11 protein-coding genes are annotated in these 12,486 nt (G+C 43.8%); 7 read left to right on the forward strand and 4 right to left on the reverse strand.

Features of this window, described 5'->3' with window-relative positions; translation table 11 throughout:
• Positions 1-4 precede the first annotated feature (4 nt).
• The 3 genes from nuoM to H9W84_RS03660 all read left to right on the forward strand — a co-directional run bounded on the left by nuoM (position 5) and on the right by H9W84_RS03660 (position 4,076).
• A complete protein-coding gene (gene nuoM / locus H9W84_RS03650) occupies positions 5-1,591 on the forward strand; it encodes an NADH-quinone oxidoreductase subunit M (protein ID WP_239741727.1) in 1,587 nt (528 codons plus the stop codon).
• Positions 1,592-3,112, forward strand: coding sequence for an NADH-quinone oxidoreductase subunit N (locus tag H9W84_RS03655; RefSeq protein WP_239741729.1), 1,521 nt, complete (start codon positions 1,592-1,594; stop codon positions 3,110-3,112).
• 94 nt (positions 3,113-3,206) lie between these two features.
• Entirely contained in the window at positions 3,207-4,076 is an 870-nt protein-coding gene (locus H9W84_RS03660) for a ferredoxin--NADP reductase (protein WP_239741730.1), read from the forward strand.
• 87 nt (positions 4,077-4,163) lie between these two features.
• Here the strand turns inward: H9W84_RS03660 and H9W84_RS03665 are convergent, their stop codons facing one another.
• Positions 4,164-4,880 carry a hypothetical protein gene (locus H9W84_RS03665; protein ID WP_239741733.1) on the reverse strand — a complete coding sequence of 239 codons (717 nt, stop codon included), beginning with the start codon at positions 4,878-4,880 and terminating at the stop codon, positions 4,164-4,166.
• Between the two features lie 367 nt (positions 4,881-5,247).
• Here H9W84_RS03665 and H9W84_RS03670 point away from each other — a divergent pair, with 367 nt between their 5' ends.
• From H9W84_RS03670 to H9W84_RS03685, 4 genes are all read left to right on the forward strand, one after another.
• Positions 5,248-6,117, forward strand: coding sequence for an energy transducer TonB (locus tag H9W84_RS03670; RefSeq protein WP_239741735.1), 870 nt, complete (start codon positions 5,248-5,250; stop codon positions 6,115-6,117).
• A gap of 30 nt (positions 6,118-6,147) precedes the next feature.
• Positions 6,148-6,855: an HAD family hydrolase gene (locus tag H9W84_RS03675; protein WP_239741736.1), complete on the forward strand. Its 708-nt coding sequence runs from the start codon at positions 6,148-6,150 to the stop codon at positions 6,853-6,855.
• 79 nt (positions 6,856-6,934) lie between these two features.
• A protein-coding gene (gene prfB / locus H9W84_RS03680; RefSeq protein WP_159374384.1) for a peptide chain release factor 2 occupies positions 6,935-8,030 on the forward strand; the annotation gives its coding sequence in 2 pieces (ribosomal slippage) (positions 6,935-7,006 and positions 7,008-8,030; 1,095 coding nt in all).
• Between the two features lie 106 nt (positions 8,031-8,136).
• Positions 8,137-8,673 (forward strand): gamma carbonic anhydrase family protein, encoded by a 537-nt coding sequence (locus H9W84_RS03685; protein ID WP_239741738.1) that lies wholly within the window; start codon positions 8,137-8,139, stop codon positions 8,671-8,673.
• A gap of 97 nt (positions 8,674-8,770) precedes the next feature.
• Here H9W84_RS03685 and H9W84_RS03690 read toward each other — a convergent pair whose 3' ends face one another.
• From H9W84_RS03690 to H9W84_RS03700, 3 genes are all read right to left on the reverse strand, one after another.
• Positions 8,771-10,489, reverse strand: a complete 1,719-nt coding sequence (locus H9W84_RS03690) for a tetratricopeptide repeat protein (RefSeq protein WP_239741740.1) — start codon at positions 10,487-10,489, stop codon at positions 8,771-8,773.
• Positions 10,490-10,646: 157 nt separating this feature from the next.
• Positions 10,647-12,089 (reverse strand): type IV pilus assembly protein FimV, encoded by a 1,443-nt coding sequence (locus H9W84_RS03695; protein WP_239741743.1) that lies wholly within the window; start codon positions 12,087-12,089, stop codon positions 10,647-10,649.
• Positions 12,090-12,275: 186 nt separating this feature from the next.
• The gene (locus H9W84_RS03700) at positions 12,276-12,428 is read right to left on the reverse strand and encodes a hypothetical protein (RefSeq protein WP_239741744.1); all 153 of its coding nucleotides are present in this window, start codon (positions 12,426-12,428) and stop codon (positions 12,276-12,278) included.
• Positions 12,429-12,486 lie beyond the last annotated feature (58 nt).

Consider the following 12,486-nt stretch of genomic DNA (forward strand, 5'->3'; position numbering starts at 1 on the left):
AGTTATGCAAAATAATCTCTTATTACCCGCCTTGATATTTATTCCAATCATTGCAGGTTTTCTGTGCTGGTTGGTTGAAAAAGTTGATGAACGTTTACCTCGTTGGATTGCGTTCCTTGGCATGCTATTAACGTTTTTGATTACGGTAGCTATTTGGCAAAACGGTAACTTTATTGGTTCAGCACAAACCATTGCTGAGGTGACTGCTAAACCGACTTGGTTGGCAGAGTTTCAATTACCTTGGATGCCCTCATTGGGGGTCAGTTTCCATCTAGCCATTGATGGGTTATCGCTGTTGATGGTGAGCCTAACAGCCTTCTTAGGTATGATGGCGGTGGCGTGTTCATGGGGTGAGATTACTCGCCGTGTGGGCTTCTTCCATCTTAATCTACTTTGGAGCTTGGGCGGTGTTATTGGTGTTTTCCTAGCAATCGATATGTTCTTGTTCTTCTTCTTTTGGGAGATGATGTTAGTTCCTATCTATTTCTTGATTGCAATCTGGGGACACAATGCGATTGGCGGTAAAACCAAAGAATATGCCGCAACCAAATTCTTTATTTATACCCAAGCATCGGGTCTGATTATGTTGATTGGTATTTTGATTTTGGTGATGATTCATGCATCAACCACAGGTCAAATAACTTTTAACTATATGGACTTGCTAGGTACAGATCTTGGTAAATGGCAATACCCAATCATGCTGATGTTCTTTATTGGCTTTGCGGTTAAATTACCAATTTTCCCACTGCATGGCTGGTTACCCGATGCGCACGCACAAGCACCGACGGCAGGCTCGGTGGATTTGGCTGGTATTTTGATTAAAACCGCGGCGTATGGTTTATTGCGGTTTGTCCTACCACTATTCCCAGAAGCCAGTGCTCAGTTTGCACCGATTGCGATTACTTTGGGGGGTATTGGTATTTTCTACGGGGCTTGGCTTGCGTTTATGCAGCAAGATATCAAGCGGTTACTGGCTTATACCAGTATTTCACATATGGGTTTTGTGGTACTTGCGTTGTATGCCGGTACGTTAATTAGTTTCCAAGGCTTGATGATTCAAATGTTGGCACATGGTCTTAGCTCAGCGGCATTATTTATCATGAGTGGTCAGCTTTATGAGCGTCTACATACCCGTGATTTGAGCCAAATGGGGGGTATGTGGGGTCAAATGCGTTATTACCCACCGTTACTTATGTTCTTTGCTGCGGCATTATTAGGTATTCCAGGTACCGGTAACTTTATTGGTGAGTTCTTAATTCTTTTAGGATCTTTTGCCTCGCATCCTGTGGCAGTGGTGTTTGCTACCTTTAGCTTAGTCGTTGCCGGTTTATACGCATTAATTATGATTTATAAAGCATTATTTGGTACGCCAACAGCGACGATTGAGAAAATGTCACCGATGCGTGATATCAATGCGCGTGAAGCGGCAATCTTGTTGGTGCTTGGGTTTGGTTTATTATGGTTAGGTCTATATCCCCAATTATTCTTAGATACCTCTGACCATAGTATGCACTGGATTAGTCAGGCATATCATGTCCAGCAAGTTGCACCTACTGCTCAAGAGCCATTTGCTCATATGGAGGTAAAATAGATGAATCCTATTATTCCATTTGCTAGCAATGTGCTCATGCCATTGTTTCCAATGATTTTAATTTCAATCACCACGGTGGTGGTGATGATTGCCATCGCCATGAAGCGTTCAAATTTTGTGGCAGGTACCATCAGTGTGATTGGCCTTAATGCCGCCTTGTTTGTTGTCCTTATACAATTATTGGGTGGCAATGCTGATAGCATATTGCATGGTCTGTATGAATTATTTACGCCATCGCAAGGCTTGATTGCTCCCTTATTTGTGGTGGATAGTTTTGCCCAGTTCAATATGGTGATTATTTTAATCAGCTCGCTTGCGTGCTTTACCTTGGCGTATGGTTACATTGGAGGCTATCGCGATAATAAAGAAGAGTTGTATTTGCTACTGCTTATCTCAACATTGGGCGCGCTGTTTATGGTATGCGCTGATAACTTAGCTTCTTTCTTTGTCAGCTTAGAGTTATTGTCGGTACCGCTATATGGTATGTTGGCTTATACTTATGCGCGTGGTAAATCGTTAGAAGCGGGTTTTAAATACCTCATTTTATCGGCGACAGCCTCTGCTACCATGTTGATGGGTATGGCATTAATCTACTCAAACACAGGTACTTTATCCTTCCGTCAAATTGGTATGGCAATCGTACCCATGTTTCAAAATGGTATCGTTATGCCGATTTTGGTGGTGGGGACTGCATTAATGTTATTTGGTATTGCCTTTAAACTCTCAGCAGTACCATTTCACACTTGGACGCCAGACGTTTACCAAGGTGCGCCTGCGCCTGTGGCGACTTTCTTAGGCAGTGTTTCCAAAGTAGCTATGATGGCGCTAGGATTACGTTTCTTATTGTCTACGGCGACCTTAGCCTTGCCAGCAATCAATACCTTGATTGTGGTGATTGCCAGTTTATCGATGATTATCGGTAACGTACTGGCGCTTCGTCAGCACAATATAAAACGTCTGTTAGCCTATTCATCTATTGCGCACATCGGCTATGTGTTAGCGATTATCAGCGCAGTGAAAGTTGAATCAGCAGGTTTTGTCAGCCTTTACATGGCAGTGTATGCGTTTACCACCATTGGTGCGTTCGGTGTCGTGACTATCATGTCAAGCCCGTACAAACGTCAAGGTGAAGCAGAGTTAGTTGAAAACTTCCAAGGGATTTTTTGGCAACGTCCTTTGCTAACTGCCGTATTGACTGTGATGCTATTATCATTGGCAGGTATTCCATTGACCGCCGGGTTTATCAGCAAATTCTTTGCGATTTTTGCTACGGTTTCAGCGCAAAGTTGGTGGCTCACTGCCATGATTATCGTGGGTAGTGCAATTAGCTTGTATTACTATCTAAATCTTATGGTCACCTTGTTTAGACGTCCCCAAGAAGTACAGCCGCACGATGCGGTCAATCATTGGGGTATTCAAGCAGGCGGCATCATGGTGTTGTTGGTGACGTTAGCGGTATTGTACTTCGGTATTTTCCCCGAAACATTATCAAAAATTATCACGCTAGTTCGCATATATTAATCCAATTTTAGTACTGCGACATAAAAAAGCGTATCTTAGTTCATTAAGGTACGCTTTTTTGTTTATAATGATGCAAAAAAATGGTCAAGATAATATGTCAGATGATAAAAGTATTCGCGTTAAAGTGATTGAAGTGACCCGTTGGGCGCCCACCTTGCTAAGTTTTAAAGTCACGCGCCCCGATGGCTTTAAATTTACTGCAGGGCAATTTGTTAGGCTCGGTATCCATGGCAAAGATTTGCAATATTTTGCAAACAACCATGAGACCAAGTTAATAACTTCTGAGACACAAGGTCATGAGGAGCAAGGTTATGAGGCGCAAGGTCAGCTCGTTGACCTTGAGGGCTATGTGTTTCGCGCCTATTCCGTTGCATCTTCGCTCTATGATGAGTTTATTGAATTTTTCTCGGTGGTCATTCCTGAGGGGGAATTTACCAGTAAGGTTAATCATATCCAAGTGGGCGATAGTTTATTGCTCAATACCACACCATTTGGCTATTTGACCTTAGCCCGCTACCAGTTACCTCTGCCTAATGATTTATGGTTACTGGCAACAGGCACAGGTTTAGCCCCATTTTTATCGATTTTAAAGACCATCGAGGTATGGCAGCAATATCAGCGCATTATTTTGGTGTACAGCGCACGCACCTCGCAAGAGCTTGCTTATCAAGCGGAAATTGGCTCGATTAAGTCAATCTATGGCGACAATGGAGCAGCGTTTGTATTTTTACCCATTGTCACGCGAGAAGCGGATTATGCCGGGGAAAAAGCGCGTATTCCCAACCTGATATTGTCGGGCAAGTTAACCCAGTTGGTAGGGCAAAAACTGGATAAAGAGCGCAGTCATGTGATGTTGTGTGGTAATCCACAAATGGTCGAAGATACCAAAGAAGCCTTAAAATCGATTGGATTGACCATGAATCGCCGCGGCGAAGGCAATATCGCCGTTGAAAACTATTGGTAATCATCTCTTTAATTGGCAAAACACAATCGGTAAAAAATCAGTAGAGCAAAAGCGGTAAAGGATGAGGGTTGATACCGATGAAAAATACTAAGCTGCTTTTGTGGCGTTATTAGTCACTGCAGGATTATCCGCTTCAGTAATTAATTGGTCACTACTACCTATATTGAGAATTTCACCGACGTTGGCATTGGCTCTCAGCAGTAGTTGCTGTTCAGCAAGATAGCCATGATTCACCTGCACCTTGCGCAGCGTTGCCATGATTTTTTCATTTTTCTTCAGCCAGCGACCAATATCGAGATACAAGATATCATCTTTTTGGTGTACCAAATTGATTTTCTCCAAAATCATGCCGAGCGGGTCTTTCTTTATCACCCGTTTAAAAAACCAAAGCGCCGCATGAATCGCTTTTGATTTAACATACGAATCTGAATAGAAGGCAATGACATCGGTGTCAGTCAGTTGCTGAAATACCAGGCGCTGGCGATAACGGTCAAATTGGGCATGTACCACACCTAAGTTGACAGCAAGGTCAGCGTAGATGCCTTTATAGTTTACCGTTGCATACAGTCGAAGCCAGCCTTCATGAATCTCTAGATGCATACTCAATATCGCTTTGACTTTTGCCACCACAAATTTTTGAATGGCATCGTTTAGCTGTTTTTCGGTGGCGGGTACGATAAACTCTTGACCGGCAAAATCTTCGATTTTTTCATACCACGTTTGTGATTTTTGCATCAGCTCACGTGCGATTTCTTCAGAATGGGTGGCAAAAAATTCATCCAGTTGCGTTTTGCTCGTTATCACGATCGTTTCTCAGTTTTTTTATATTTGTATTGAAAGCTATTATTGTAGTCAGTTTTTGGGCATTGTAAAGTTGCTAATCATAAAGTCACTAATCATAAAGTCGCTGACCCGTCTACAAAAAATCTTGTACCAGTAATTGGTAAGCATTGATTACTACTTATTAATTGCTCACCACTGATTGCTAATGGCGTATGAATTTAGCTTCAGCCAAGGTTTGATTTAATCTATACTATCTGCGCGTTATAATACATGAGTGATTTGTATTTTTTTAGCAAGGTTGTAGTTGTAGAGATAGCGTCGTCATCGTTCAAAGGGTTATATTTTGGTGTATAGCAAAGACAGTCACCGTGATGTTTTTCAAAAGTTAATGCCACATACTGCGCCTTGCAAAGACAGCGTCATGCTATTCGCTACCATTACGGCGGTGGCAATTCATGCGGCTGTTATTTTTGGTATCCAATTTGAAGATAAAAGCTCACCAACCGCAGCGGTACAAGAAGTCACCACAGTGTTGACCGAAAATCTGCAAAAGAATGAAAAAGCCGATTTTATCGCCAATGCCGGCCAGCAAGGTGGCGGTGAGTCCAACGAAAAGCTACGGCTTGAAAACAATACCATGAGTCCCTTAGAAGACGAAGCAATCAATGAAACCGATGATATCGTGAGTCAAGAACGCCAAACGCGTCAACAAGCGTTTCAAGAAAGTTATCTACGTACCACGTTAAGCTTTGAAAAAATCCGCAGAGAAAATAATAATAAAAAACAAGATGATAGCGAAAATCTAGCCGCGCAAGAACAGCGAGTACAGGCACAAATTGCCACCCTTGAAACTAAAATCAGCAGTAACCGCCAATTACTAGCCAAAAAATCTGCGGTCAAAACTATCAGCAGTAACTCCACCACCACGGGTGAAGCCGCGCGCTATATCGAGAATTTTCGCCAACAAGCCTATCATATTGGCAACCAGCAATATCCCCAAGAAGCCCGCGCCAAAGGCATCAAAGGCGATGTCATGCTGATGGTGATTATCGAGCCTAACGGGCAAGTCAAATCCATCAAGGTTTTACAGTCATCAGGCGCTACCATCTTGGATGAAGCAGCAAAAAATTCGGTGCGTAAAGCCGCGCCATTTGGTAAGTTCTCAAAGGAAATGCAAGATTATTTGGAGCTGCGCATTATCCGTACTTGGCGATTTGGTGATACCTTAACCGTCGATGACCAAAATCCCGCAATTTAACTTTTCACTAACCATGCTAAAGGCTGTCCTATGTCAACCGTACTACACAAAGAATTGGCGCTATTTGACCTCGATAACACCCTCATTGATACCGATAGTGATTATATGTGGGGTGAGTTTTTGGTCAAACATCATCTGGTAGAAGAATCGCTGTATCGTGCTAAAAATCGGGAGTTTTATGAGCACTATATCGCAGGGACGCTCGATGCGGTCGTCTATAATGAGTTTGTGGCAGGCTTTTTAAAACAGCATACTTTAGCGCAGTTGCACCAGTGGCGTGAGCAATATTTGCAAGATGAAATCGCGCCAAAAGTGCGTCCAAAAGCGGTTAACGCTATCCAATCACATTTACAAGCGGGGCACGATGTAGTAGTGATTTCCGCCACCAATGCCTTTGTGGTCAAAGCGATTGCTAACAAATTATTTTTGGTAGAGGAAGATAATATTTTAGCCACTGAACTAGAAGTCACCGAGCAGGGGTACACGGGTAAGGTCGCAGGGCAGCCAAACTTTAAAGAAGGCAAAATCATTCATTTAAAAAATTGGATTGCTCAAAAAAATGCGCAAGGCATAACATACACCAAAACTTATGCCTATTCGGATTCAAAAAATGATTTGCCGCTATTAGAATGGGCAGATGTGGCGATTGCGGTATGCCCCGATGATACTCTACACGCGCATGCCTTAGCGCATCATTGGGCAGTGGAAGATTGGTCGATAAAAGCACAGGCGGAGTAGGCAACAGCTAAGATGAATCCAGTGACAGATTCAGGTATAATGGCGCATTTTTCATAGAAACACGTTAAGGTAACCTCGCATGGAAATCAACCCGTATTTAGAGCATATCAAAGACTTAACTGACCGTGGCAACCAGCTTCGGGGGTATCTTTGACATCGAAGCCAAGCAAGAGCGCTTGGAAGAAGTCAATTTAGAGCTTGAAAATCCAGAATTGTGGAACGACCCAGAGCGTGCCACCAAAATCAGTAAAGAAAAATCGCAGCTTGATAATGTCATTGGCGTGATTACCGCTTTAGATGACAAGTTAGAAGACGCCAAAGCCATGATTGACTTAGCGGTGGAAGCCGATGATGCGACCCTATTAGCAGACGTACAAGCGGAACTCGATGAGGCCGAAGCCAAAGTCGCAGATTTAGAATTTAAACGTATGTTTAGCGGTGAGATGGATGGCAACAACTGCTATGTTGATATCCAGTCAGGCTCAGGCGGTACCGAAGCCCAAGACTGGGCAGAGATGCTGCTGCGGATGTATTTGCGTTGGTGTGAATCACATGGCTTTAAAGCCGAAATCATGGAACTATCAGCAGGTGGTGTCGCAGGGATTAAAAGCGCATCGATTCATGTCAAAGGTGACTATGCGTTCGGCTGGTTACGTACCGAAATCGGCGTGCATCGTTTGGTGAGAAAATCACCGTTTGATAGCAACAACGGTCGCCACACGTCGTTTGCAGCGGTGTTTGTATCGCCTGAAATTGATGATAATATCGAGATTGATATCAATCCTGCCGATTTACGCATCGATACTTATCGCTCAAGCGGTGCAGGCGGTCAGCACGTTAATACCACCGACTCTGCGGTACGTATCACTCACCAACCGACAGGGATTGTGGTTGCGTGTCAAAATGAACGTAGCCAACATGCCAACAAAGACACGGCAATGAAAATGTTACGTGCCAAACTGTACGAGCGTGAAATGATGCAGCGTATGGAAAAGCAACAAGCGCTAGAAGACACCAAATCGGATATCGGTTGGGGTAGTCAAATTCGCTCGTATGTGCTGGATGACTCGCGGATTAAGGACTTGCGTACAGGGGTGGAAACTTCCAATACCCAAGCGGTGCTAGATGGCGACCTTGATAAATTTATCGAAGCGAGCCTTAAGGCAGGGCTTTGATTTAACTGCGCTGCCTACAATAACCCATTGCTAATTTATCCGCACTTGCTAAAATTAGAGGGTCAGTTTTTTAATTGACGCTCTTTTTTTTTCATAAGGATTTGATATGCTGTACCAATGGCAAGACAAAACACCCACTTATCAGGCACCCTTCACAGGCTGGGTCGCAGACTCGGCTGAAGTCATCGGTGATGTGCATTTAGCTGATAACGTCAGTGTGTGGTTTGGCGCGGTGATACGCGCGGACAATGCACCGATTTATTTGGGCAAAAATAGTAATGTGCAAGAAAACAGTGTGATACACACCGATGAAGGTATCGCCGTCACCATTGGCGAAGGCGTGACGATTGGGCATTTGGCGATGCTTCACGGCTGCACCGTTGGTGATAATAGCTTGATTGGTATCGGTGCGATTGTGCTCAATAATGCCCAAATCGGCAAAAACTGCATTATCGGTGCCAATGCGCTTGTCACCGAAAATATGCAAATCCCAGATAATTCCATCGTGATGGGAAGCCCAGCTAAAGTTGTCAAAACCTTGCCGCAGGCGCGTGAAGTGATGCTTCAACAATCAGCTTTACATTATGTTGATAAAGCCCATGCTTTTAAAGCAGGGCTTAAACCCCTAGCGATTGAGTATTAAGTTTTTTGCGTATTAAGTTGTTATAAAGTAATTCAAGAAAAATTAGACCAAAAAAAAGGATAGTCACTTTACTATCCTTTTTTTATGCAATACATGATTAAGCAATACGTTGTCTTAACGCTGTAGCACGTTCTACCAATATCGTGTTGTTGCTGTCTTTGATTTCATCAAGCAAGCGTTTGGCACTGTCATATTCCCCTAAATTCAAATACTGTTCTGCTAAATCTACGTTTAGCGTATCCGTGTCGATATCCTTAATGACATCGAGAATCGCTGATAAATCTTCAACAACTGGCGCAGTCTTTAGGCTTGCCTTATCTGCAATCGATGTCGTTTCAGGACTAGCGATTGGGGTCGTAGTTGTTTGTGTATTTGCTGGAGTAGCTGCCTGAGTAGTTGAGTCATCAAAAGACAAATCAAACATGTCATCTGAGATAAGTAGCGAATCAGATGGTTTAGGGGCGTTGACTTCTGCCAAGTCAACGACAGGCTCAGCGACCGATGGGGTAGCAGGCTTGGCTAGTGAAGCCGCTTCTGCTTGGCGTAGTAATTCATCATCCAAATCAAACGATGCAATATCTGTGGCTTCATCACTTGCAACCGGTACAGAAGTCGCTGCATCGGAAGTTAGATTTCCAAATGCTTTGGTATCTGACGCGTCAAAGCTTAAGGCTGCTTCTGTAGTAGCGTCATTGGTTGGAGTAACCGCTGGCTCAGCGTTCAACTCAAAGTCGAAATCAAAATCATCTGCGAGCTTCTCAGCGCTTGGTGCAGCCGTTGGGGTCGTTATCATTGGTTCTATATCAGTAGCGGCAGGTGTTGATTGCGTCTCTGGTAAACTAAAGTCAAAATCAAAATCGCTGTCGCTAATAGCCTCGTTATTGACGTTACTTGCCGAAGTGGTGGTTACAGGTTCCTCTGTCATTGGGGCAACAATTTCGGTAGGCGATTCTAGGACAGGGGCAGGGACAGTCTCAGCGGTCGCGGGCTGTTTGCTAGGTAGATCAAAATCAAAATCGTCAAAAGTGAACTCATTTGATTGTGATGGCGCCGCTGTAGTTTCAGTGGGGAGAGGGGCTATTTTGGTTTCAGGTACATCGAGTGCAAAGTCAAAATCTAACTCGTTATCGGCTTTGCTGCTAATACCATCAACTGGGTTTGCTGGCTGTGCCACTTGAGTGACGGTCGGCCTGACAACATGTAAGGTGCTGTTGACGGCTGGCTTATCACTGTCTTGTTTAAACCCTGGCAAATCAAAATCAAGTCCATCAGGTTCAACCGCTTCAGCGGTATGGGTCATCGCTGTGCTGCGTGCATTTATCGATTGTTCTTCATCTACCAGCGTTTTTAGGTTATTGGCTTGGGTGGTGAGATCAATATCGTTTAGTGCCAATACCTCTAGGTAGAAGCTATTAAAGTGCTGATAATCTTTGGCTAAAGCATAGGTATTGAGCAAGGTAAAATTCAACTCACTATGTGAGGGGTGATTTTTTAGCGCACGGCGTAACGTCGTGATAGCGCCATCATAGTCTTGGTTTTGAATCAATTGCTCAGCCGCTTGTAACTCATGATGTACATTCTCTGCAGTCTTGAGGGTTTTAGCAGCCTGCAAAGTCGATTGCGGCAGGTTAGGCGCAGCATAGGGGCTTGGTTGCTGTGATTGACGTTGCAGTTCTAGTTCGCGTTGCTGTTCAGCCAACGTTTTTGGACGTTTGAATTGGGTCTGAGTATCAACCGTCGTTTGGCTTTTACCTTTCTTCATCAAAAAAACGCCAGCAATAACTACCAAAATCACTACTGCTGCGATACCTATCATTATCGGATCCATCTTTCACCTCATCGTTACGGTAGATAGTTATCATTAGGGCATAGCAAGATATGAGCTACCGCTTTATGCGACTAATGAATCACCACAAATTTGTTGTACGTTATGAAATGACACAGCACGCAGGCAATATCATCCATGCGCTATATTATTTTTTGTTTAACTCTTTTAAGCGTTTTTCTAATTGGGCAAGCTTGGTGTTTTGTATTTTCAAGCGATTTTCCGCGCCTACTAAGTCTTGATTGAGTTTGTTAACTTTAGTGGCTTGCTGGGCGGTGGCTTGGCGTTTTTGCTGCACTTGAGCCGCTACTTGGGATGACATCGCTTTGCCTAATTTGTTGTTGTTGGTACTTTGACCCTGCACTGAACCATTGCTATGATTAGGTGCGATGATGGTCATTTCAGATTTTTTAGTCGCTGCGTATGGCCGCGGTGTTTTTTGTGCTTTAAGTGTCTTTTTTTTCGTTTTTAGGGTGGCTGGTTGCTTAGCAGCAGATTTTTTGCTTGCGACACGTTTTTTGTTTTGACGATATTGTTGTCGCGCTTTATTGGCCGATTTTATCCCAATTTGTGAAGGGACTACTTTGTATTTTGGGATTTGTAATTGGGTATTGGCGACAAGTTTGCTTGGGTCATTATCGGGGAACGCGGCCGGGTTGGCTGCCATGATATCTGCCATCACTTGATCGACATCTTTGCGGTTTGCCGCTGCGATGTTACTGGCGATGGTCCAAAGGTTGTCATTGCGCTGTAGTGTATAAGTGGTTGTCTCGCCAATGAGTTGCGGGTTTTTGGCGCTATACTTAAATTTGGATTTGGATTTGTCTGAAGGTTGATTGCCATAACTAGCTGCTGGCCTTGGCAATTGATTATCTGCCGCGTTTGTTTGGATGGGGTTTTGCGTTTGTGGCACGGCTTGCGTATAGACAGTGCCATTTGGCTGAACAGATCGAACCGTTCGCGTCTCTTGAATACGCAGGTAGTCACTGTTTTCGCTAGCTTGCGTCACTGGGGCGGCGCCAGCGGGCATACCAGTCGTAGGTAAATTAGGCAGCTGATTGATGGTGGTTGATGGCAACGTTATCGGCTGCATGGGCATAGGGTCGGGCGACATAACAGGCAACTGCACAGGATTGGCCGAACCTATGACGATGTTTTGCGCAGGTGATTGCAAAGCCGTGGTATTGGCTTGCGTGGTGATTTTTTGTGCGCTGTCGATGGGCATCAACAAGGTCTTTGGCAGCGTTTTGGTCACGCCATTTTCCGTGATATTGAGCACCACATCGGTAAATGGGGCATTAATCGCACGGTTGGTGGTCAATATAATTTGACCGCCATTGCTACTGGTTGGGACAAATTTGATTTGAATATCGGCATCTTTTGATAAGCCTAGCTGGCGATACACATCAGCTTGGGCGACTGTGACAGAAAAAGTTCTTGGATTGACATCACTGACATTAATACTGGCGTTTAGTGGCTGATTTTGTTGGGTTTGTACATAAGTATCGCCAATATTGACGGCATAAGCGACAATGGGAAGCGATAAGGGAAAACCCAATACCAAGTGTACAGAGTATTTTTGCCAAGACATAAAAAATCCTTGCTGAAGGTATCATAGCCTAGTTAGGGGTGTTAAAAAATGCCTACTTGTGTGGTCGCATGGTAGTCAATATACCGACAGGCAATATTCAAACATCAAATTAATCGATAATCCAACAACTTGACAAAAGTTTCAGTCAAATTATCTGCTCAACTTTACACTTTTTGTCCAAAACTCTCAATAGTCTGACTCGCTTATTATTGGCACAAAGCTTGGGATAAAGCCCGCTGTTGATAGCAATTTACGCGCGGATTGATGCTTGGATAATGACGCTGTACTATCAATACCCTGACAATACCCTGATAATGGCAATCCCTGTTTACTGGTCATGGCGTTTTTTAGGGGTAAATAAGGGATTAACACTATCAGGTTTATCTACTCAGGCATA

This window comes from Moraxella tetraodonis (assembly GCF_022359095.1).
In the GTDB taxonomy this organism is placed as follows: domain Bacteria; phylum Pseudomonadota; class Gammaproteobacteria; order Pseudomonadales; family Moraxellaceae; genus Faucicola; species Faucicola tetraodonis.